General features: G+C 48.8%; 24 protein-coding genes. 23 read left to right on the top strand and 1 reads right to left on the bottom strand.

Annotated elements, in window-relative coordinates:
- Positions 1-32: 32 nt before the first annotated feature.
- Both acpP and rnc read left to right on the top strand, forming a co-directional pair.
- On the top strand, positions 33-272 hold the full coding sequence (acpP, locus tag KNP03_RS06390; protein ID WP_214826960.1) for an acyl carrier protein: 240 nt from the start codon (positions 33-35) through the stop codon (positions 270-272).
- Positions 273-332: 60 nt separating this feature from the next.
- Positions 333-1,112 (top strand): ribonuclease III, encoded by a 780-nt coding sequence (gene rnc, locus KNP03_RS06385; RefSeq protein ID WP_240544492.1) that lies wholly within the window; start codon positions 333-335, stop codon positions 1,110-1,112.
- 50 nt (positions 1,113-1,162) lie between these two features.
- Here rnc and KNP03_RS06380 read toward each other — a convergent pair whose 3' ends face one another.
- The gene (locus tag KNP03_RS06380; RefSeq protein ID WP_214826958.1) at positions 1,163-1,357 is read right to left on the bottom strand and encodes a DUF1128 family protein; all 195 of its coding nucleotides are present in this window, start codon (positions 1,355-1,357) and stop codon (positions 1,163-1,165) included.
- Between the two features lie 114 nt (positions 1,358-1,471).
- On the opposite strand from KNP03_RS06380, the gene smc reads away from it, so the two are divergent.
- The 21 genes from smc (at position 1,472) to hslU (ending at position 22,853) form a co-directional block, all read left to right on the top strand.
- Positions 1,472-5,026 (top strand): chromosome segregation protein SMC, encoded by a 3,555-nt coding sequence (gene smc, locus KNP03_RS06375; RefSeq protein ID WP_214826955.1) that lies wholly within the window; start codon positions 1,472-1,474, stop codon positions 5,024-5,026.
- Positions 5,023-6,048 carry a signal recognition particle-docking protein FtsY gene (gene ftsY, locus KNP03_RS06370; protein ID WP_214826952.1) on the top strand — a complete coding sequence of 342 codons (1,026 nt, stop codon included), beginning with the start codon at positions 5,023-5,025 and terminating at the stop codon, positions 6,046-6,048. The genes smc and ftsY overlap by 4 nt, the downstream gene beginning before the upstream one ends.
- A 120-nt stretch (positions 6,049-6,168) precedes the next feature.
- On the top strand, positions 6,169-6,468 hold the full coding sequence (locus KNP03_RS06365) for a putative DNA-binding protein (RefSeq protein ID WP_240544525.1): 300 nt from the start codon (positions 6,169-6,171) through the stop codon (positions 6,466-6,468).
- An 11-nt stretch (positions 6,469-6,479) separates the two neighbouring features.
- Complete coding sequence (gene ffh, locus KNP03_RS06360) at positions 6,480-7,820, top strand: signal recognition particle protein (RefSeq protein ID WP_214826940.1); 1,341 nt, start codon at positions 6,480-6,482, stop codon at positions 7,818-7,820.
- An 82-nt stretch (positions 7,821-7,902) separates the two neighbouring features.
- Entirely contained in the window at positions 7,903-8,178 is a 276-nt protein-coding gene (gene rpsP / locus KNP03_RS06355; protein ID WP_114165525.1) for a 30S ribosomal protein S16, read from the top strand.
- 52 nt (positions 8,179-8,230) lie between these two features.
- The gene (gene rimM / locus KNP03_RS06350; RefSeq protein ID WP_214826937.1) at positions 8,231-8,746 is read left to right on the top strand and encodes a ribosome maturation factor RimM; all 516 of its coding nucleotides are present in this window, start codon (positions 8,231-8,233) and stop codon (positions 8,744-8,746) included.
- The gene (gene trmD, locus KNP03_RS06345) at positions 8,736-9,452 is read left to right on the top strand and encodes a tRNA (guanosine(37)-N1)-methyltransferase TrmD (protein ID WP_214826933.1); all 717 of its coding nucleotides are present in this window, start codon (positions 8,736-8,738) and stop codon (positions 9,450-9,452) included. The genes rimM and trmD overlap by 11 nt, the downstream gene beginning before the upstream one ends.
- 114 nt (positions 9,453-9,566) lie before the next feature.
- Positions 9,567-9,920: a 50S ribosomal protein L19 gene (rplS, locus tag KNP03_RS06340; protein ID WP_214826925.1), complete on the top strand. Its 354-nt coding sequence runs from the start codon at positions 9,567-9,569 to the stop codon at positions 9,918-9,920.
- Between the two features lie 82 nt (positions 9,921-10,002).
- Entirely contained in the window at positions 10,003-10,545 is a 543-nt protein-coding gene (lepB, locus tag KNP03_RS06335) for a signal peptidase I (RefSeq protein ID WP_214826922.1), read from the top strand.
- A 12-nt stretch (positions 10,546-10,557) separates the two neighbouring features.
- Entirely contained in the window at positions 10,558-11,418 is an 861-nt protein-coding gene (gene ylqF / locus KNP03_RS06330) for a ribosome biogenesis GTPase YlqF (RefSeq protein WP_214826919.1), read from the top strand.
- Positions 11,405-12,211 (top strand): ribonuclease HII, encoded by an 807-nt coding sequence (locus KNP03_RS06325; RefSeq protein WP_214826917.1) that lies wholly within the window; start codon positions 11,405-11,407, stop codon positions 12,209-12,211. Before ylqF ends, KNP03_RS06325 begins: the two co-directional genes overlap by 14 nt.
- A 12-nt stretch (positions 12,212-12,223) precedes the next feature.
- Positions 12,224-13,069: a hypothetical protein gene (locus KNP03_RS06320; RefSeq protein ID WP_214826914.1), complete on the top strand. Its 846-nt coding sequence runs from the start codon at positions 12,224-12,226 to the stop codon at positions 13,067-13,069.
- The gene (locus KNP03_RS06315; protein WP_214826913.1) at positions 13,066-13,341 is read left to right on the top strand and encodes an EscU/YscU/HrcU family type III secretion system export apparatus switch protein; all 276 of its coding nucleotides are present in this window, start codon (positions 13,066-13,068) and stop codon (positions 13,339-13,341) included. The genes KNP03_RS06320 and KNP03_RS06315 overlap by 4 nt, the downstream gene beginning before the upstream one ends.
- A 105-nt stretch (positions 13,342-13,446) precedes the next feature.
- A complete protein-coding gene (gene sucC / locus KNP03_RS06310) occupies positions 13,447-14,607 on the top strand; it encodes an ADP-forming succinate--CoA ligase subunit beta (RefSeq protein ID WP_214826911.1) in 1,161 nt (386 codons plus the stop codon).
- A gap of 12 nt (positions 14,608-14,619) precedes the next feature.
- Positions 14,620-15,537 carry a succinate--CoA ligase subunit alpha gene (gene sucD, locus KNP03_RS06305; protein WP_214826909.1) on the top strand — a complete coding sequence of 306 codons (918 nt, stop codon included), beginning with the start codon at positions 14,620-14,622 and terminating at the stop codon, positions 15,535-15,537.
- Between the two features lie 56 nt (positions 15,538-15,593).
- Complete coding sequence (gene dprA, locus KNP03_RS06300; RefSeq protein WP_214826895.1) at positions 15,594-16,388, top strand: DNA-processing protein DprA; 795 nt, start codon at positions 15,594-15,596, stop codon at positions 16,386-16,388.
- Positions 16,389-16,453: 65 nt separating this feature from the next.
- The gene (gene topA, locus KNP03_RS06295; RefSeq protein WP_214826891.1) at positions 16,454-18,550 is read left to right on the top strand and encodes a type I DNA topoisomerase; all 2,097 of its coding nucleotides are present in this window, start codon (positions 16,454-16,456) and stop codon (positions 18,548-18,550) included.
- Complete coding sequence (trmFO, locus tag KNP03_RS06290; RefSeq protein ID WP_214826888.1) at positions 18,550-19,860, top strand: FADH(2)-oxidizing methylenetetrahydrofolate--tRNA-(uracil(54)-C(5))-methyltransferase TrmFO; 1,311 nt, start codon at positions 18,550-18,552, stop codon at positions 19,858-19,860. The genes topA and trmFO overlap by 1 nt, the downstream gene beginning before the upstream one ends.
- 184 nt (positions 19,861-20,044) lie before the next feature.
- Complete coding sequence (gene xerA / locus KNP03_RS06285) at positions 20,045-20,926, top strand: site-specific tyrosine recombinase/integron integrase (protein WP_214826885.1); 882 nt, start codon at positions 20,045-20,047, stop codon at positions 20,924-20,926.
- Between the two features lie 11 nt (positions 20,927-20,937).
- Positions 20,938-21,486: an ATP-dependent protease subunit HslV gene (gene hslV, locus KNP03_RS06280; protein ID WP_214826882.1), complete on the top strand. Its 549-nt coding sequence runs from the start codon at positions 20,938-20,940 to the stop codon at positions 21,484-21,486.
- Positions 21,483-22,853 carry an ATP-dependent protease ATPase subunit HslU gene (gene hslU / locus KNP03_RS06275; RefSeq protein WP_214826879.1) on the top strand — a complete coding sequence of 457 codons (1,371 nt, stop codon included), beginning with the start codon at positions 21,483-21,485 and terminating at the stop codon, positions 22,851-22,853. Before hslV ends, hslU begins: the two co-directional genes overlap by 4 nt.
- Positions 22,854-22,861: the final 8 nt, after the last annotated feature.

Genomic DNA, 22,861 nt, shown 5'->3' with positions numbered 1-22,861 from the left:
ATTTTATATACTTTACTTGGAGGGATTTTATCATGACAAAAGAACAAATTTTAGTAGATGTGCAAGAAGCAGTGGCAGAAAAGCTTGGAAAAGATGTTTCAGAAGTGACACCTGAGAAATCATTCAAAGATGACCTCGGTGCGGACTCGCTCGAAGTGATGGAAATGGTCATGGACCTCGAAGACAAATTCGACATCACAATCGAAGACGAAGATGCTGAAAAACTCGCGACTGTTGGCGACGTCGTTGCCTACATCGAAACAAAATTGTAATCAAGCCTTCCCACCGCTCGTTCACGGGCGGTGGGCTTGTGCTTATTCACGGAGGGAATTATGACAAAAGACAAACGGCGGTTCGACCGTCAAAGCTCGGCGCAGCGTCGCCGGCGACAAGAGATCGAACGGGCACGGATCATCGAGCTGTTCAAGTCACTCGAAGATCGACTGGGCGTTCACTTTACAAATCAAGACTTGCTCATGCAAGCCTTTACCCACTCTTCCTATGTCAACGAACAGCGCGGTTTGCGAAAAGACAACGAACGATTAGAGTTTCTAGGAGATGCTGTACTTGAGTTGACCGTGTCCCGCTTTTTATATGAGACTTATCCGGAGCGCTCCGAGGGGGAATTAACTAAATTACGAGCGGCGATCGTATGTGAGCCGTCTCTCGTCAATTTTGCGGAAGCTTATGCTTTCTCTGAATTTATCTTACTTGGAAAAGGAGAAGAGTTGACTGGTGGAAGAAAACGTCCGGCACTTCTGGCCGACGTATTCGAATCTTATATCGGTGCTCTCTACTTGGACCAAGGGATTGAATCAGTGGAACGATTCCTCGCCGAAGCGGTTTTTCCGAAAGTCTTAGCCGGTGTGTTTGAAGAACAGACCGATTATAAAAGTCAGCTCCAAGAAAGTGTACAACGTGAAGGTCTCGGTCCGGTCTCGTATGAAATCATTGAGGAAAAAGGACCGGCGCATAGTCGTGAATTCGTCGCGCACGCCCGTCTCTCTGACGGGATCGTCGGGGAAGGGGTCGGCCGTTCGAAAAAAGAAGCCGAACAGCTTGCAGCGAAAGAAGCGCTCATCGCCTTTAATCGTAGCTATGCGGATCTATAAAAAACTATAAAAAGAAGTGGGTGCCGAGTAATTTCGGGACCCACTTCTTTTTATGTCAATTGTCCGAGTTCTTCAACGATGCCGTCGACTTCTGAAAGGGAAAGTGAGGCTCTCCCCATCACGTAATCGTAAATTTCTTTTACGGCTGTTGCATCGGCTTGATTATATTCTTCCGCCTTGATTGCGCCGCGATTGATGATGTTCATTTTATCAAGGATGGCTTCGATCATTTGTTCGTTTGTCATCTGTATACCCCTTTCTACAGTTCTTTTAAGAATAGCATGATTCGGGCATTTTGACGAACTGGTAACTGTGGTAAAATAAACTGATGAATGCTTACTGCGGATAGGATGGTCACGATGCACTTAAAACGAATCGAACTCGCTGGCTTTAAATCATTTGCCAAGCGGATTGAATTAGATTTTCGTCCCGGCGTCACTGCGGTGGTGGGACCGAACGGAAGTGGGAAATCAAATATATCGGACGCTGTTCGCTGGGTACTCGGGGAACAGTCGGCCAAATCGCTCCGTGGAGCGAAAATGGAAGATGTCATCTTTGCGGGTAGTGAAGGGGAGAATCACCGGAACGTCGCGGAAGTGACGTTGGTTCTTGATAACCGTGATGAACATTTACGTCTTCCATACGAAGAAGTGAGTGTGACGCGTCGTGTAACCCGTAGTGGGGACAGCGATTATTTTTTGAATAAAAAACCATGCCGATTGAAAGATGTGATTGAGCTCTTCATGGATACCGGCTTATCGCGGGATGCGTTTGCGATCATCGGTCAAGGCCGTGTCGAACAAGTCATCTCGGGGAAACCGGAAGACCGTCGTGCCGTCATCGAAGAAGCGGCAGGCGTATTAAAATATCGTCAACGGAAAAAACAAGCTGAACGAAAGCTCCAGGATACAGAGTTGAATTTGTCTCGGGTGGACGATATTCTGTTCGAGCTCGCTGACCGGGTCGAACCGTTACGCGAACAGGCAGCACTCGCGAGGGAGTACCAGGTCGCAAAAGCCAGACATGATGAATTGGAGACCGGGATCCTCGGTGCTGAAATCAAACTTCTCCATACCGAAATCGGTCAGGCGACAGAACGTCGTCTCCAGGCTGATTCGAATCTTGAGCAGCAAGATGCAAGTTTAAGTGAGTTACTGGAAAAGCGGACAGCACTCGAGACGTCTTTAGCGACGATGCGCGAACAATTGACCTCGCTTCAATCGGAAGAACGGGAGCAAACAACGGCTGTCGAACGATTGGTCGGTGACATCAATCTGGCGAAAGCGCGTGAAGAGCACGGCGCTGAAATGAAGGGCCGCCTCGAGCGCCAGCGTGATGAGATTGAACAGGAAGTCACGCAACTCGAAGGACGCTTAGCCGTCGTCGAACAGGAATTGGCAGACAAAACAAGAGCACTGCAAGCTGTCGAGTCGACACGGGCAGGACTTGAAGCAAAATTGTCTGACGCAACGCGGGACTTTGCCACAGAAATCGAACAACTGCAAAGTGAGGCGTTCGAGCTCGCGACGGCACGTGCGACGCTCAGCAACCAACAAAAACGCGAGCGTCGTGATATCGAATTGGCTGAAGAGGCTAGAGAGCGACTTCTCCATGAAAACAAACACCGCTTGGAAGAACGGACGTCTCAAGTGGCGTCACTTGAAACAGAACGCCGAAAATTCGAGGAGGTCCAATCCGAGTGGACGCGTCTGAATGAACGTGAATCTGAGCTGGTAGAGCAGGAATCGACGACCCGCGACAAACTGGACCGGGCTGAGAAGTCATACCACGATCTCGATCGTCGTCGTCAGAAGACGGAAGACCGGATTGAGATGCTTGAGCGGATGAAGCAGTCGTACGAAGGGTATTTCCATGCCGTTAAATTCGTTTTGAAAGACCGTTCGCCTGGTGTACTTGGTGCGGTTGCCGAATTGATTCGTGTCCGTCCATCTTACGAGGCGGCCATTGAAACCGCACTCGGGCAGACGCAACAACATATCGTCGTAGAAGATGAAGCGGTCGGTCGTCGCGAAATCGATCAATTGCGTAAAGCCAACGCAGGACGTGCGACGTTTGTCCCAATGACGACGGTGAAAGAACGATACGTGCCATCGGAAGTCATTCATCGTCTCGAGTCGATGCGTGGGTTTGTCGGCGTTGCCTCAGATTTGGTCGATACAGATGAACGTTTTGAAAAATTGAAACGCTCGTTACTCGGTGCGGTCATCGTTGCCGAAACGTTAGAAGTGGCGAACCGGATTGCCCAAACGACGGGCTATCGTTTCCGTATCGTCACCCTCGAAGGCGATATCGTCAACGTCGGTGGTTCGATGACGGGGGGTAGCCGTAAACAAGGTGTCGCGCTGTTTACCCAGTCACGGGAATTGGATGACTTGAAGCAAGGGCTCACGCAAGGAATGGCCATGCTCCACGAACAACGCTTACGCGTCAATGAATATTCGGAAGAACTGACACGTGTGAATCAAGAGTTGAAATCTCTACGTATCGAGAAACGTTCCGTCGAGGAAGCGCTTCGCGCAGCCGAGGCGTCGTATCGAACGATGGAGCGTGCTACGCAGGATGCCAAATCGCAGCTCGAGCTGTATGATCACGAAATGAACCGATATGAAAAGACGATTGAAGCGGCGACTGCAGAACTGGAGCGGATCACGGTCTCATTACAAGAAACAGACGAACTACAGTCTAAAATCCGTGAGCAACTCGAATCACTTCGTGAAGAACAGGCGAAAGGCGCCGAGACGACGGAGCAGATTCAAACGGCGATGCGGCAAAATGAGTTGGATGTCCAGCGTCATACACTCGAACAAGAACGCGTCCAGCATGAGGTGGACCGCTTGGTGTCTGAGCGAGACCGCCAACAAGAACGACTTGCCCAAATCCGGCATGAACTTGAACGTCTTGAGAGTGGGGATGTCGTTTCCTCTGAAGAGCTTGAACGGAAACATGTCGTCGCTGTAGAGGCGCTCGAGACGCTCCGGACGCAACTTGAACAACAAACGGGAGCGCTTCGGACGGAAGAAGAAGCGTACCGGATTATGCGTCAACGTGTCGATCAGGCGACTGAGGCTCGTCGCCAGGCGGAAGGGATTGTGCGCAAAGCTGAAGCAGAAACGAAAGAGTTGGAGTTGAAGCGACAGTGGAAGATGGATGCGCTTGAAGAGAACGGTCTTGTGTATGAATTGTTGCCTGAGCTTGAGATTCCGTTAGAAGAAGCGAAAGAAGAGTTTAAATTGCTCGTTCGCCAAATTGACGAAATCGGTCCGGTCAACATGAACGCCATCGAAGAGTTCGAGGTCGTCAACGAACGGTTCACGTTCTTGTCCGAGCAACGGGATGACCTGGTCAATGCCAAACAGGATCTTTATGAGGTCATTAATGAGATGGACCAGGAAGTGACGCGTTTGTTCAAGGAGACATATACGACCGTCCGCATGCACTTCAAGCAGACGTTCACCGAATTGTTCGGAGGTGGCGAAGCTGACTTGAAGCTTGTGGATGAGACCGACCTGCTCAACACAGGGATCGACATTGTGGCAAAACCACCAGGGAAGAAATTACAAACGCTCAGTTTATTGTCCGGTGGAGAGCGTGCATTAACTGCCATCGCCTTGTTGTTCGCGATTTTGAAAACACGGCCGGTACCATTTTGTGTGCTCGATGAGGTTGAGGCGGCGCTCGATGAGGCGAACGTCCATCGATTTGGGGAATACATTCGTACGCTCTCAATCGATACGCAGTTCGTCATCATCACCCACCGTAAAGGGACGATGGAAGCGGCGGATACATTATATGGCGTGACGATGCAACAGAACGGAGTCTCCGAAGTGCTTTCGGTTGAACTATCTGAAGCAAAACGTGTCATAGATGAAGAAGAGATGGAGGAATCACGTTGAGTTTTTTTAAGAAATTAAAAGAGAAGTTATCGACATCGACACAGGAAGTGTCTCAAAAGTTTACGGATGGACTGACGAAAACGCGTGACGGATTTGCAAGTGCCGTCAACGATCTCGTCTATCGTTTCCGGGAGGTCGATGAAGACTTCTTTGATGAATTAGAAGATCTACTCATTCAGGCCGACGTCGGGGTGACGACGACGATGGACCTCGTCGAGGATTTGAAAGAAGAAGTGAAACGCCGTAATTTGAAAGACCCTGTTGCGGTACGGGATGCGCTTGTCGAAGTGGTGGCGAACCGTCTGCAAGAAGACGAGTCAGACCGTGAACTCAACATGCAGGACGGGCTCACTGTCATCTTGTTTGTCGGGGTCAATGGTGTCGGGAAGACAACAACGATCGGCAAGCTGGCGCATCAATTGAAGTCAGAAGGACGTTCTGTCATGTTGGCCGCCGGTGATACGTTCCGTGCCGGTGCGATTGAACAGCTTCAAGTATGGGGAGAACGTGTCGGCGTCCCTGTGATTCGACAAACGGAAGGCTCCGACCCGGCAGCCGTCGTATATGACGCCGTCCAATCTGCGAAATCGCGTAACATGGATGTACTCATCTGTGATACGGCCGGTCGACTCCAAAACAAAGTCAATTTAATGAAAGAACTCGAAAAAGTAAAACGGGTGATCGAACGGGAAGTACCGAATGGACCGCATGAAGTGCTACTCGCGTTAGATGCGACCACGGGACAAAATGCGATGATCCAAGCGAAGGCGTTCAAAGAAGCGACAAATGTGAGCGGAATCGTCTTGACGAAACTCGATGGTACGGCCAAAGGCGGGATCGTCCTCGCGATTCGAAATGAACTCGATATCCCTGTGAAATTTGTTGGACTCGGGGAGAAGATGGATGACCTGCAAGTGTTCGATCCGGAGCAGTTCGTCTACGGCCTCTTCGGGGACATCTTCGAAGAAAAAGAGCAATCGGATGATTCCGAAAAAGAAGAGTCAAACGAAGACCTCGCCTAACTTTTACTGTTAAGAAAAAAACTTGACAAGTTATAGGCACGGCTGTACTATTGGTAGTTGTAAAGGGATTTCACTTAACATGTGGAGGTGAAAGGTTTGACGCTCGAAAAAACGAATCGAATGAACTATCTCATCGATTTTTATCAAGCGCTCCTCACACCGAAACAGCGCAACTATATGTCTCTTTATTACCTAGATGACTACTCGCTCGGAGAGATTGCGGAAGAGTTTGAAGTCAGCCGTCAAGCGGTCTACGATAACATAAAGCGTACGGAAACGATGCTTGAACAGTACGAAGAAAAGCTCGGTCTATTCGAAAAATTCGAAGAGCGGCAGCAACTTCTTCAGACCCTCAAACGTCAAGTCGAGCTCACGGATGATGTGAGTGCCACGATTTCTGCGCTTGAGAATTTAGAGTAGGGGGCTGAAGCATGGCATTTGAAGGATTATCAGAACGGTTGCAATCGTCGCTGGCGAAAATGCGCGGCAAAGGGAAAATCTCTGAGGCAGATGTCAAAGAGATGATGCGTGAGGTGCGCCTCGCCCTCTTAGAAGCCGACGTCAACTTTAAGGTTGTTAAACAATTTGTCAACGATGTGAAAGAACGCGCGGTTGGACAGGACGTCATGAAATCACTGACACCTGGACAACAAGTCGTCAAAATCGTTCATGAAGAATTGTCGAACCTGATGGGAAGCGATGTCGTCCCGATCACTTTTAGTCCGAAACCTCCGACAGTCGTCATGATGGTCGGGTTACAAGGTGCCGGTAAGACGACGACGACCGGGAAGCTAGCGAACTTGATTCGTAAAAAGCATAACCGCAGTCCACTTCTCGTCGCGGCGGATATTTATCGTCCGGCGGCAATCAAGCAGCTCGAGACGCTTGGAAAACAACTCGATTTGCCGGTATTCTCACTTGGAGACCAAGTGAAGCCGGAAGAGATTGTCACGAAAGCACTTGAGTACGCAAAAACAAATCATCACGATTTCGTGTTGATCGATACGGCGGGTCGCCTCCATATTGACGAGACACTCATGGGTGAGCTTGAAAATGTGAAGACGATCGCCAAACCAAATGAAATCTTCCTCGTCGTCGATTCGATGACGGGTCAAGATGCGGTCAATGTGGCCGACAGCTTCAATGAGAAACTCGGAATCACCGGGGTCGTGTTAACAAAACTCGATGGAGATACACGTGGTGGGGCAGCCCTTTCAATCAAGGCAGTCACGGGAGCGCCGATTAAGTTCGTCGGTCTCGGTGAAAAGTTGGATGCCCTCGAACCGTTCCACCCTGAGCGCATGGCGTCTCGGATTCTTGGAATGGGGGACGTGCTCTCGCTCATTGAAAAAGCCGAGACACAGATGGACCAAGATGCCGCGAAAGAGCTTGAAAGCAAAATTCGTGACGCATCGTTCACATTCGATGATTTTATCGAGCAGTTGGGTCAAGTGAAAAACATGGGCCCAATCGATGAATTGCTCTCGATGCTACCTGGTGCAGGTAAGATGAAAGGGTTGAAAAACGTCCAAATCGACGAAAAACAACTCGATCACGTAGAGGCAATCATTCGTTCGATGACCAAACACGAGCGCGCGAATCCAGAAGTGCTCAACGCGAGTCGCCGAAAGCGAATCGCAAAAGGGAGCGGTCGCTCAATTCAAGAAGTGAACCGTCTCATCAAACAGTTCGATGACATGAAGAAGCTGATGAAGCAAATGTCAGGACAAATGAAAGGGAAGAAAAAAGGCCTAGGTCTTCCATTCTTCTAACAAAAACTTTTGTCAGTCGGACAAAAAAGCTGTATACTATTAAAGTTGTCAATTCTTAAACACATGATGGAGGTATATTACCATGGCAGTTAAAATTCGTCTTAAGCGCATGGGCGCAAAAAAATCACCTTTCTACCGGATCGTTGTAGCAGACTCACGTTCACCACGTGATGGTCGTTTCATCGAGCAAGTCGGTCACTACAACCCGGTTGCAAAACCAGAAGCAGAAGTTCGCATTGATGAAGAACTCGCGCTCAAATGGTTGGCAGACGGCGCGAAGCCTTCTGACACAGTACGTAACTTGTTCTCTAAAGCAGGGATCATGGAGAAATTCCACAACGCGAAAAACGCGAAGTAATCATGAGGCCGACCTTTTCTGAGGTCGGCCCATTTTTTTGAGGAGGGATAAGATGGAGTGGTTATACGTTGGTAAAATCGCCAATACACACGGCTTAAAAGGAGAACTCAAAATCCTCGCCGCAACTGATTTTCCCGAGGAACGGTTTAAAAAAGGAGCGGTTCTGTACCTGGATGTCGATGGGGACAAGAAAGAGCTTGAAGTGACGACATATCGTCCGCACAAGCAATTCCATCTCGTGACGTTCAAAGGGCTCGAAAACATTAACCTCGTGGAGAAGTATAAAGGATTGAAACTATACGTTCACGCAGAGGATGTACATGAACTCCCGGAGAACGAATATTATTATCACGAAATCATCGGGTGTGAGGCGATTGTCGATGGTGAGACGATCGGTATCGTCGATGACATATTTGAAACAGGGGCAAACGATGTTTGGGTCATTAAGCGACCAGGAAAATCGGACGCACTCATTCCATATATTGAATCGGTCGTAAAAGAAATCGATGTAGACGCCAAACGGGTCGTCATCACACCGATTCCTGGAATGATTGACGATGAAGATTGATGTCCTGACGCTGTTCCCTGAAATGTTTTCGGCGTTGGACCATTCCATCGTTGGCCGGGCGAAAGCGCTCGGACAGGTGGATATGACGTTCATCAACTTTCGGAACTTCTCAACGAACAAGCATCATAAAGTCGATGATTATCCATACGGCGGCGGAGCGGGCATGCTGCTCACACCACAGCCGATTTTTGATGCGTTTGACTCCCTTGAGGCGAAAAAGCCTCGAGTCATCCTCACAACTCCTACCGGGAAGCCGTTCAATCAACAGATGGCGGAAGAATGGGCACGTGAAGAGCATCTGATCTTTCTGTGCGGGCATTATGAAGGGTTTGACCAGCGCATCCATGATGAACTGGCGACCGATGAGGTATCGATTGGTGACTTCGTCCTGACGGGCGGAGAGCTCGCGACGATGGTGATGATCGATGCGACCGTGAGACTGCTTCCGGATGTACTCGGCGATCAGGCGAGTCATGAAGACGATTCGTTCTCGACCGGTCTCTTGGAATATCCGCATTATACGCGCCCGGCAGATTTTCGTGGGTTGAAAGTACCGGATGTCCTTCTTTCTGGGAATCATGCCAAGATTGAGACGTGGCGGCGCGAGCAATCACTCGAACGGACGTACCGACGACGGCCGGAGCTTCTTGACCGGATCGAGTTGCGTGATTCGGATAAAAAGTTCCTTGAATCGTTGCGCGATTGAAGAATATGTGCTATGTTTGAGCATGTGGGTTAAACCCATCGATTACCGATGTTCCGCTGTTGGATGCCTGGGCATATGAAGATATGAACATTGAAGAAAAAGGAGATATGATTCATGAACACACAAAAACTGTTCCGTGAAATCACAGAAGAACAATTCAAATCGGACGTACCTGCTTTCCGTCCTGGTGACACAGTACGTGTCCACGTTAAAGTTGTAGAGGGAACGCGTGAGCGTATCCAGATCTTCGAAGGCGTTGTCATCAAGCGTAAAGGTGGCGGCATCAGCGAAACATTTACAGTCCGTAAAGTATCTTACGGTGTAGGTGTTGAGCGTGCATTCCCGCTTCACTCACCACGCGTTGCACAAATCGAAGTTGTACGCTACGGTAAAGTTCGCCGTGCGAAACTTTACTACCTCCGTAACCTTCGCGGTAAAGCAGCACGTATTAAAGAAATCCGTCGTTAAGATGGGGACTGAGCTTGTCGCTTGCGACAAGCTTCTTTTTTTCTAGTACAATAAGTTCAAATGGATAGAGGAGTGAGTGAAGTTGAAAGAAGTGTTCAGCTGGTTGAAAGCAATCGTCGTTGCACTCGTGATTGCCTTTGTGATTCGAACATTTATTTTTGTTCCTGTGATCGTCGAGGGTGAATCGATGATGCCGACGCTCCATAATGCGGATCGAATGATTGTCAGCAAAATTTCAAACTACGTGGGAGAATTGGAACGCGGCGATATTGTCGTCTTCCATGCGACAGAATCTAAGGACTATATTAAACGTGTCATTGCCATTCCTGGTGATACGCTCGAATATCGTGACGATATGCTCTATATTAATGGTGAAGCTGTCGAAGAACCTTATTTGGAGGAGTTTCGTGCTCAAATGAACGGATTCCCGCTCACAGAAAACTTCACTCTCGAACAAGTGACAGGCGAGTCAGTCGTCCCTGAAGATTCTTATTTTGTCATGGGCGATAATCGTCAAAACTCGAAAGACAGTCGAGAAATCGGATTTGTCGGAAAAGAAAAGATTGTCGGCAAAACGAATTTTATATTCTGGCCGCTCGATGATTTCGGTACGGTAGAAGATTAAGGTGGTGCTTTTTTGGCAATTCAATGGTTTCCTGGCCACATGGCCAAAGCAAGAAGACAAGTTACTGAAAAATTAAAATTGATCGATGTCGTGATCGAGCTCGTGGACGCACGTGTCCCGCAATCGAGCCGTAACCCGATGGTTGATGAGATCACGGCAGGGAAGCCGCGACTCATCGTCCTCAACAAAGCGGACATGGCCGATCCCGTCGTGACGGACGCGTGGTTACGTGCCCTAAAGCGAGAAGAGGTCGAAGTCGTAGCAGTTGATGCGAAGCATAGCAAAGGCTTGAAACAGCTCATTACAGGCGCTCAAAAGTTGATGAAAGAAAAACATGATCGCATGCGTGAAAAGGGACGTAACCCTGGCCCAATCCGTGCCCTCATCATCGGGATCCCCAACGTCGGGAAATCCACGCTGATCAACCGTTTGGCAGGCCGTAACATCGCCATCACAGGGGACCGCCCCGGTGTGACGAAGCGTCAACAGTGGATCAAGATGAAAGGCGGCGAGATGGAACTGCTCGACACGCCTGGGATCCTGTGGCCGAAGTTCGAAGATCAGATCGTCGGATATCGTCTCGCCGCGACAGGCGCCATCAAAGATGAAATTTTGAACTTGGATGATATCGCGCTTTATACGGCACGTGAATTAAGCGCTCGTTATCCGGAACAATTGAAGGCTCGTTTTAAATTGGACGACCTTCCGGAGGACGGGGTGGAGCTGCTCGAGTTGATTGGAAAGAAACGTGGACTCATCAGTGGTGGGTACGTTGATTTCGAAAAAGCGAGTGAATTATTATTGAATGAACTACGTCATGAAAAAATCGGGCGCATCTCTCTCGAGACGCCAGAAGATCATGAAATGGCGTAAGCCCTGTGGAAACAGGGCTTTTTTGAATAGGAGGGGCACCGTGACGATTCAACAGATTAAACAACGATTGCAGCAAGTCCGATATGAAGAGTGGAATGACATTTTAATGGAGTTCGGGCAGGACCCGCGGGCGGGCGTTCAGGCACTGATCCGTCAGAAAGAACGGCAATTCAAACGGGAGCAGGAGCTACGGGAAGACTTTGAGCGTCGTATGCACTACGAGCGTGAGATGAAAGCGGAGGGACACGGACTCGTGGCAGGAGTCGACGAGGTTGGCCGCGGACCGCTCGCTGGTCCGGTCGTCGCTGCTGCTGTGATTTTGCCGGAGGGTTTTTATGCCGCCGGTCTGAACGATTCAAAAAAGATGACGAAAGCGGCGAGAGAAGCCGCATATGACTTAATCATGGAGCAGGCTACAGTCGGAGTCGGGATTGTGGAGGCTGGAGTCATTGATGACATTAACATCTATGAAGCGACAAAACTCGCCATGGGAGAAGCGGTTCGACAACTTGGTGATGTAGAGGCGCTTCTCATCGATGCGATGAAACTCGACTTGGACGTTCGCCAATTGTCCCTGATCAAAGGGGATGCGAAAAGTGTGTCGATTGCAGCGGCAAGTGTCGTCGCAAAAGTCGTTCGAGACAGGATGATGGAAGAGTATGCCGAACTTTATCCGGGTTATGGTTTTGAACGGAATGCGGGGTATGGAACGGATACCCACCTAAAAGGACTCGAACAATTCGGTGTCACCCCGATTCACCGACGTTCGTTCGCACCTATCAAACATATGTAAAGGAGTGGGGAGATGCGGGTCGATCATCAGGGGGTATTGCCGTTTAAAGTGACGGAACAGACCCCTCGTCAATTGTTGCTCGGCAATACGGTTGTCGGAAAAGTATTACAGTTGTTGCCAGGGAACGAAGCCGTCATGCAATTGCCACAAGGGTTGTTTCGTGTCGGGGTCAATGCGAACGTGAAAGAGAACGTCACGTACAAAATGGTCGTGACCGAGGTCGAGCCTAAGCTCGTTTTAAAGGTTGTCCCTCAGTCGACCGATACCAGTCTTCAAATGAGGTCGCCCCTACAAATTCTGGGCGAACAGCTCGCACGATTGATGCGGGAACCACAACAGACTCCGGACTCTCTCCAAGCAGCTGGGAAGAAGGCACTTGAGAGCGGGGCGGGGAGCGACGTGAAGGCGCTCGTCGGTGAACTGTTCAAGGCGAAAGGGGATCTGAAGTTCGAGCAATTCGTCCGAGCACAAGAAGCGTTCAATGCGGCACAGTCCCCACCGTACGTTGCACAAGCATTTCACATACCGCAAGTTGGTCCGTTTGAACACGTTCAATTTCGAATCGAGGCACCGAAACGGGAGGCGATTGATGCAGACCACGCGCGAATCGTCCTGTTTTTGGAGACACCGCGCTTTGGCGAGACCGGGGTTGATTTACTCATACAAAAACGCTATGTTTCCGTCAAAGTGTATAATGAACAGCATGATTTGTCCTCCTATGTCCGTGCATATGAACCGTTGCTAAAAGCCGGGATAAATCGGCTCGACTACGAATTGTCCTCTTTTTCATATGAAGAAAAACGAGAGCGTGTGCCGGAAGTATTTGCCCCTCTCGGAAAGGTGGATTTTCAAGTATGAACGATAAGAAACGGGCCATCGCGCTTTCGTATGAGCAATCGATGGAGTCTCCTCATGTAGTCGCCAAAGGGGCAGGACTTGTCGCAGAACGCATGCTTGCCCTTGCACATGAGAATGGTGTGCCGGTTCACGAAGACCCGGCGCTATTGGCGTTACTGTCTTCCCTGGATATCGAAGACCAAATTCCGGAAGAATTGTATCAAGTAATTGCGGAACTTTTTGTGTTTCTGTATAAGATGGAACAAGATAAGATTCAAGATGTCCAGGGGTAGATGTGAAAAAAAGATGAAAACTTAAAGCAAGAACAATAGACAGCGCTTTCAGTTTTTCGTTACAATAGACGTGCCGATATTAAAGGGGACTAAGGGGGAAAACATATGAATATCCATGAGTATCAGGCGAAAGAATTGTTAAGAGAATTTGGGGTGGCCGTACCGACTGGCTATCCGGCATTCACCGTCGAGGAAGCTGTGGCAGCTGCTGCGAAGCTTGAAGGCGAAGTGAAAGTAGTTAAAGCACAAATTCATGCAGGTGGCCGCGGGAAAGCCGGCGGTGTCAAACTTGCTAAGACAGACGAAGAAGTGAAGCAATACGCTTCAGAGATTCTCGGTAAAACGCTTGTGACACATCAGACTGGTCCGGAAGGAAAAGTCGTGCAACGTCTTTATATCGAAGAAGGATCTGCCATTGACCAAGAATTTTACTTAGGACTTGTGCTTGACCGTTCGATCGGCCGAATTGTCATCATGGGTTCATCTGAAGGTGGTATGGACATCGAAGAAGTCGCTGAACATACACCGGAGAAGATTCATAAGGAAGTTGTCGACCCGGTTGTGGGCTTGCGTCCATTCCAGGCCCGTCGTCTTGCTTTCAAGATGGAAGTTCCGACGAAGCTTGTCAACAAGTTTAGCGACATGGTGATGAAGCTTTATAAAGTATACATCGAGACAGATTGTACGATTGCGGAAATCAACCCGCTCGTTACGACGAAAGATGGCAATGTCATCGCACTTGATGCGAAGTTAAACTTCGACAGCAATGCGCTCTATCGTCATTCGGACATCCTTGCACTACGTGATACGACGGAAGAAGATCCGCGTGAAGTAGAAGCCTCAAAACACGACCTCAGCTACATCGCACTCGATGGAAACATCGGTTGCCTTGTAAATGGTGCTGGTCTTGCGATGGCGACAATGGATATTATCAAACATTACGGCGCTGAACCCGCTAACTTCCTCGATGTAGGTGGCGGTGCGACGAAAGAAAAAGTTACAGAAGCATTCAAGTTGATTTTGTCGGATGACCAAGTCAAAGGGATCTTTGTCAACATCTTCGGGGGTATCATGAAGTGTGACATCATCGCTGAAGGCATTGTCGCGGCAACGAAAGAAATCGGTCTTGACTTGCCACTCGTCGTTCGTTTAGAAGGAACGAACGTCGACGCCGGGAAACGCATTCTCGATGAATCTGGACTTGCGATCACGACAGCCAGCTCGATGGCTGACGGGGCAGAAAAAATCGCATCACTCGTTCGATAAGGGGGAAACGACATGAGTATTTGGGCGAATAAAGACACGAAAGTGATCATTCAAGGGATCACAGGAAAACAAGGTCTGTTCCATGGTGAGCAGATGCTAGCATATAACACGAAACTAGTCGGTGGCGTAACTCCTGGTAAAGGTGGCACGACAGTTCTCGATAACGTACCGGTATTCAACACGGTCTCAGAAGCGGTAGAAGCGACAGGTGCCAACGCCTCGATTATCTATGTGCCGCCAGCATTCGCAGCGGATTCAATCATGGAAGCTGCAGATAGTGGGATTGAACTCATTATCTGTATCACAGAAGGCATTCCGGTTGTGGATATGATTCAAGTGAAACGCTATCTCGAAGATAAACCAGCTCGTTTGATTGGGCCAAACTGCCCAGGAATCATCACACCGGGTGAAGCGAAGCTTGGAATCATGCCGGGTTATATTCATACGAAGGGTCACGTCGGGATCGTCTCTCGTTCGGGGACGCTCACGTATGAGGCCGTTCATCAGTTGACGACAGCAGGCATCGGTCAATCGACTGCTGTTGGAATCGGGGGAGACCCGGTCAACGGTACGAACTTCATCGATACGCTCAAAGCGTTCAATGAAGATGAAGACACGAAAGCTGTCATCATGATTGGTGAGATCGGTGGAACAGCGGAAGAAGAAGCGGCTGAATGGGTGAAAGCAAACATGAAGAAACCTGTCATCGGCTTCATCGGCGGTCAAACTGCACCTGAAGGTAAACGAATGGGGCATGCCGGTGCCATCATTTCAGGTGGTAAAGGGACTGCGGCTGAAAAAATCAAAACGTTGAACGCGAATGGAATCGAAGTCGCGGAAACACCAGCGGTCATCGGTGAAACATTGATTCGTGTATTGAAAAATGAAGGTCTTTACGAGGCTTGTGTCACAGGCCAGCCTACGACGTAAGACAAACGATTGTGAGGGATGCGTGCATCCCTCACTTTTTTGAAAGGGAGATTGTGATGAATCAAACAATTGCTCGGTTTGCAGCAGAACGACTGCCTGTAGAATTTATTCATCATTATTTGTCCGGGACGGTGGACCGACACATGAACGAGTTTCCTCCAGAAGTCATACGTCGTGCTGAAAAGGCGTCGCGGCAGCCACACACGTATAAGGATTTTGTGACGTGGGAAGATGATCGGTTCCCGAAACGTTTACTGGACATTCCAAATCCACCGTACTGTCTGTTTTACAAAGGGGATTTAGAGGTACTACAAGAGAGAACGACCGCATTGGTCGGAAGTCGTGAATTGAATCGGATTAGTCGTTCATTAGTACGACATTATCATTCTTTAATAGAAGAAACTGTTTCTGTTTCGGGCGGGGCGCTCGGAATCGATGGTCTCATTCATGAGGCGGCTGTCTCAAGTGAACGCCCGACGGTTGCCGTACTAGGTTCAGGATTTAATCATCTGTATCCGGCGGCAAATCGGGAATTGTTTCAGAAAATCCCAAAACAAGGGATTTTGCTCACTGAATACGCACCTGGGACAACTGTTAAAAAATTTCAGTTTTTAGAAAGAAATCGATTGGTCAGTGGATTGGGAGACGTCCTTGTCGTCGTTCAAGCAAGGCAGAAGAGCGGAACGATGAATACGGTCGGGCATGCCCTCGAGCAAGGGAAAACCGTGTTTGCAGTCCCGGGCAGCCCGCTCGATCCTCTCGCGGAAGGACCGAATCGATTGATTGAAGAAGGAGCGATTCCATTGACGAATTCCGATCAAATTATTCGTGATCTTTGGATTGCACGTTGACAAACATAGGAGAACATGAATATTATGGTAGGGATTTAAATGACCTCTAAAAGGGGAGCAGATGTATGGCAAAATATTTGGTGATCGTCGAATCACCTGCGAAAGCAAAAACGATTAAACGTTATTTAGGTCCGAATTATATGGTCAAAGCCTCGATGGGGCACGTCATCGATTTACCGAAAAGTCAGCTCGGTGTCGACGTGGAACACGATTTTGAACCGAAATATATCACGATTCGTGGTAAAGGACCTGTGTTGAAAGAATTGAAGACGGCCGCAAAAAAAGCGACAAAAATCTTTCTCGCGGCCGACCCCGACAGAGAAGGGGAAGCCATTGCCTGGCATTTGGCTCGGGCGCTAGGGGTAGATGAAACGACGGAGTGTCGTGTCGTCTTCAACGAAATTACGAAAGACGCAATCAAAGAGTCGTTTAAGCATCCACGTAAAATCAATCATGATTTAGTAGATGCCCAACAAGCACGACGGATTTTGGACCGTCTAGTTGGTTATGGAATGAGTCCTTTATTATGGAAGAAAGTTAAAAAAGGTTTGTCGGCAGGACGTGTTCAGTCTGTAGCTGTAAAAATGATCATCGACCGTGAACGCGAAATCAATGCGTTCGACCCGGAAGAATATTGGACAATCAAACTTAACTTAAATCATGATGGGGAAACGTTCGAGACTTCTTTCTACGGTAAAGATGGTAAGAAGATGGAATTGAAATCAGAGCAGGATGCTCAAGCCGTGCTTGATGCCATCGGTGAAACGTTCAAAGTCATCGATGTGACGAAGAAAGAACGGAAACGCAATGCATCCCTTCCATTTACTACGAGCTCACTCCAACAGGAGGCTGCCCGTAAGTTGAATTTCCGAGCGAAGAAGACGATGATGCTCGCACAGCAACTTTACGAAGGGATTGACCTCGGTAAGAAAGAAGGGACAGTCGGTCTGATCACATACATGCGTACCGACTCGACTCGAATCTCGGACTTGGCGAAGGCAGAAGCGAAAGACTACATCGAATCAACATTCGGTGAAGAATACGTTTCGTCCCAAAAGCAAAAAGAGAAAAAAGCGGCGAACGCACAGGACGCGCACGAAGCAATCCGTCCGACCTCGGCGCTACGTGACCCGGCATCACTTAAAGCCTACTTGTCCCGGGACCAGCTCCGTTTGTACAAACTGATTTGGGAGCGGTTGGTCGCGAGTCAAATGGCTCCAGCTATTTTAGACACTGTGAAAATTGATGTCGAGTCAAACGGTATGATTTTCCGTGCGAACGGATCGACCGTTAAATTCCCTGGTTTCATGAAAGTGTACATCGAATCGAAAGATGACGATATCGAAGATGCGAACCAGGAAAAGGAAGGCTTGCTACCAGCGCTTGAAGTTGAAGATGAAGTGACGTTCGAAACAATCGAACCGAAGCAACACTTCACGCAACCGCCACCGCGCTATACCGAAGCACGATTAGTACGTGCGATGGAAGAACTCGGGATTGGCCGGCCGTCGACTTACGCACCAACACTCGATACGATTCAACGTCGCGGCTATGTCGTCTTGGAAGAGAAAAAATTCGTCCCAACCGAACTGGGTGAGCTTGTAATCGAGATGATTGACGAATACTTCAACGACTTCATTACCGTCCAATTCACAGCGGACATGGAAACGCTTCTCGATTCGATTGAAAATGAGGAAGTGACTTGGACAGAAGTTGTCGCACCGATCTATCGCTCGTTCGAGAAACGGTTGAAGCGTGCCGAAGAAGAGATTGAGAAGATTGAAGTGAAGGATGAACCTGCCGGAATCGATTGTGAGGTCTGCGGGTCTCCGATGGTCATTAAAATGGGACGCTATGGGAAGTTCATGGCATGCTCGAATTTCCCGAACTGTACGAATACGAAGCCTGTCCAGGTCGAGATCGGCGTACCGTGTCCTGAATGTGAGGACGGGCAAATCGTCGAACGACGCAGTAAAAAAGGTCGTCTCTTCTATGGCTGTTCGAACTATCCGGATTGCGAGTTTGTCTCTTGGGACAAACCGGTCTCGAAACCGTGTCCGGTATGTAATAGTCTGATGGTCGAGAAGAAGATTAAAGACGGCGTGAAATATCAATGTACGAACTGTACCCACACTGAGGTACATCAGCAAGAGGAGGAGTAATGTTGCAACAACGTGTAACTGTCATCGGAGCCGGCCTTGCCGGTTCTGAGGCGGCTTGGCAACTCGCAAAGCGTGGCATTCAAGTCGACTTATATGAAATGAGACCGGTTCGGAAAACGCCGGCGCACCACACGGACCAATTCGCAGAACTGGTTTGTTCGAACTCATTACGAGCGAACGGACTTCAAAATGCGGTCGGTGTCCTGAAAGAAGAAATGCGTACATTGGATTCGCTCATTTTGAAAGCGGCTGACAATGCAAGTGTACCTGCAGGCGGAGCGTTGGCAGTTGATCGCCACGATTTCGCTGGTTATGTAACGGAGACGTTAAAAAACCATCCGAACGTCACTGTTCACAATGAAGAGATTACAGAGATTCCTGAAGGGATTGTCATTGTCGCAACCGGCCCATTGACGTCACCTGAACTCTCGGCATCTCTCAAAGCCTTCACAGGAGAGGACTACCTCTACTTCTATGACGCGGCAGCCCCGATCCTTGACGGCGAGACAATTGACCGTGACAAAGTGTATTTGAAGTCTCGCTACGATAAAGGGGAAGCGGCTTACTTGAACTGTCCGATGACCGAAGAAGAATTCAACGTCTTCTACGAAGAACTCATTAACGCAGAAGTCGTGCCGCTTAAAGAATTCGAGAAAGAAATCTACTTCGAAGGCTGCATGCCGTTTGAAGTCATGGCGGAGCGTGGGAAGAAAACCCTTTTATTCGGACCGATGAAACCGGTCGGTCTTGAAGATCCGAAGACTGGGAAACGTCCATATGCCGTTGTCCAGCTCCGGCAGGATAATTCGGCTGGAACACTCTACAACTTAGTCGGTTTCCAAACGCACTTGAAATGGGGCGAGCAAAAACGAATTATTCGTCTCATCCCTGGACTTGAAAATGCCGAGATCGTTCGGTACGGCGTCATGCACCGTAATACATTCATCAACTCACCGAGCTTGTTGAAACCAACTTATCAGGCGCGCACACGTGATACCCTGTTCTTCGCAGGGCAAATGACTGGCGTGGAAGGATACGTTGAATCTGCTGCATCCGGACTGCTAGCTGGAATTAATGCGGCGAAAATGATTGCAGGTGAAGAACTCGTCGTCTTGCCACGTGAGACGATGCTCGGTTCGATGGCCCATTATATTACAACAACTGACGGGAAACACTTCCAACCGATGAATGCAAACTTTGGTCTCGTACCGTCTCTCGAAGATGCCCCGAAAAAAATGAAAAAACAGGAACGTTATGAGCGCTATGCAAACCGTGCGCTTGAGACAATCCAACAATTTAAAGATCTTTAAACAAAAGAGCCGATTTTGGCTCTTTTGTTTTGAAGTTAAGTTTCAATTGTGTAATTTGTACAACACTTTGAAAATTTTCAGATTATTGAAGAACAATCTATTGTCACCATACTGTCTGTATGCTATGCTAATTTCGATTTGACGAGAACATGCGTTTTTGGACGGAAGATGAGGAGGCAAAAGTATGGGATTCTTAGAGGATCAACAAGCATTTCTGCGCTTTTGTCAGATAGAACGACGACTTTCTCCTCATACGAAACGTTCTTACGAGCAGACGCTCACCCATTACGCCGCATATTGCCAATCGACACATCAAGATCCTTACGATGTGCAATCGGCGCGGCGTTATTTATATGTCCTTTATGAAAAGGATGTCGCGACGACGACCGTTTCACAGAAAGTCTCTTGCCTGAAACAGTTCGGGAAGTATTTGGCGAGAGAGCATGGAGGAGAGCCGTTGTTTCATGAATTGACGGCACCGAAGCGGCGAAAGACGTTACCGACGTTTGCCGTTCCAACAGAAGTGGAACAACTTTTGATGGCAGCAGAAGATCAAGACGATTCCTTCTTACAGGCTAGAGATGTCGCCATCATCGAGGTGTTATACGGCACCGGTGTACGGGTCGCTGAGTTGTGTGGGATGGATGAATCCTCTTTCGATGCAACACTTGGGTTTGTCCATGTCGTCGGAAAAGGGAAGAAAGAACGGTACGTTCCGGTCGGGAAATATGCTATTGAGGCCATTGAACGGTACCGGAACATTCGTCGTGAAATCGTACAACCATCAGAAAACGCATTATTTTTAAGTCAAAAAGGGAATCGAGTGACAACGGACCAAATACGGTACATTTTGAAACGTTTGCGAAAACAGAGCGGGCTTCACAAACCATTGACCCCCCACTCATTACGACATAGTTTCGCAACAGACCTACTGGAACGCGGGGCCGACTTGCGTGCAGTCCAAGAATTACTTGGACACGAGTCATTGTCTACGACCGGACGCTATACCCACGTATCCACTGAGAGATTACGGTCAATTTATCAAGCGACACATCCAAGAAAGTAGGAGGTTACGATATGTTCCATGCAACAACGATTTTCGCCGTTCGTCATAACGGACAAGGGGCGATGAGCGGAGACGGACAAGTCACATTTGGCAATGCGGTCATCATGAAGAACAAAGCAAAAAAAGTAAGACGTCTGTATGGCGGAAAAGTCGTAGCCGGCTTTGCTGGAAGCGTGGCCGATGCGTTCACGTTGTTTGAGAAGTTTGAATCAAAGCTCGAAATGTACAATGGCAATTTACCGCGCGCAGCGGTAGAGTTGGCGAAAGAATGGCGGGGGGACAAGATGCTCCGTCAGCTTGAGGCCTTGTTGATTGTCATGGATGCAGATCATCTTCTGCTCGTCTCCGGAAACGGGGAAGTGATTGAGCCGGATGATGGAATTCTTGCCATCGGGTCTGGCGGGAATTACGCCCTCGCAGCCGGAAGGGCTCTCGTTCGTCATTCTTCTGAGAAGACAGCAGAAGAAATCGCACGAGCCGCGTTAGAGATTGCCGGTGAGCTTTGCGTGTATACAAACGACCAAGTCATTGTCGAAACGATCGGAGGCGATTCTGAATGAAACGAGAATTGACACCTAGACAAATCGTGTCAGAGCTTGACCGGTTCGTCATCGGTCAAAAGGATGCTAAACGGGCCGTGGCGATTGCGTTACGAAATCGTTATCGGCGCCAAAAGCTGACGGCAGATCTACGAGACGAGGTCACGCCGAAGAATATCTTGATGATCGGACCGACCGGTGTCGGGAAAACAGAAATCGCGCGGCGTTTGGCGAAACTGGTCGGAGCTCCTTTTGTTAAAGTAGAAGCGACCAAGTTCACCGAAGTCGGATATGTGGGGCGTGACGTGGAATCGATGGTTCGTGACCTTGTGGAGGCGTCTGTTCGCCTCGTGAAGGAAGAAAAGAAAGAAGACGTAAAAGAACCGGCTGAAGCGGCTGCCACGGAGCGAATTTTAGATGCGTTGCAAGGAAAGGCCAAAGTGACACCGAATGCTTCGAACCCGTTTGAAGCGTTGTTCGGTGGACAACAGCAACAGTCGGAGCAAACCTCATCTTCTGATACAACAGATCGGAACCAACTCCGCCGTCTGTTAGAACTTGGCGAACTGGAAGAACGCACGATTGAAGTAGAACTTGAAGAAAAGCAGACGGTTGATCTATTCCAAGGTCAAGGGATGGAGGGGCTGTCTAACCTTCAAGATATGCTCGGACAAATCGTTCCGAAGAAACGTAAAAACCGTAAACTCACTGTACGTGAAGCGAGACCCCTACTCATCGCAGAAGAGGCAGAGAACCTTCTCGATATGAACGAGGTGCATGACGAGGCAGTCCGGCGCAGTGAGCAGATGGGGATCATCTTTGTGGATGAGATTGATAAAATCGCAACGAAATCGCAGGACCACGCCGGTGTTTCTCGTGAAGGTGTCCAACGGGATATCTTACCGATTGTCGAAGGTTCTACTGTGGTCACAAAATATGGCCCGGTCAAGACCGACCACGTCCTCTTTATGGCGGCAGGCGCCTTCCACATGGCGAAGCCTTCCGATTTGATTCCGGAACTTCAAGGGCGCTTCCCAATCCGTGTCGAACTGAACAGTTTGACCGAAGAGGATTTCGTCAAGATTTTGACGGAGCCGTCACAAGCATTGATCAAGCAGTATACGGCCCTTTTAGAATCAGAAGAGATCAGTGTTGAATTTACTGCAGAGGCAATCGAAGAGATTGCCAAGATTGCAACCCATGTGAACCGGGAAACGGATGATATCGGAGCACGTCGTCTGTATACGATCATGGAGCGTGTTCTTGAGGATCTATCCTTTGAGGCCGCCGACATGCCGCAGACACATGTTCAAATCACACCGGCATATGTACAAGAAAAAGTAGGTTCGATTGCAGATGATCGAGACCTAAGCCAATATATTTTATAAGATTCTGT

Origin of the sequence: Exiguobacterium algae (assembly GCF_018617875.1) — a bacterium.
GTDB classification, from domain to species: domain Bacteria; phylum Bacillota; class Bacilli; order Exiguobacteriales; family Exiguobacteriaceae; genus Exiguobacterium; species Exiguobacterium algae.
The sequence above is the reverse complement of the archived record's forward strand: the minus strand, read 5'-3'. Positions and strand labels throughout refer to the sequence as shown.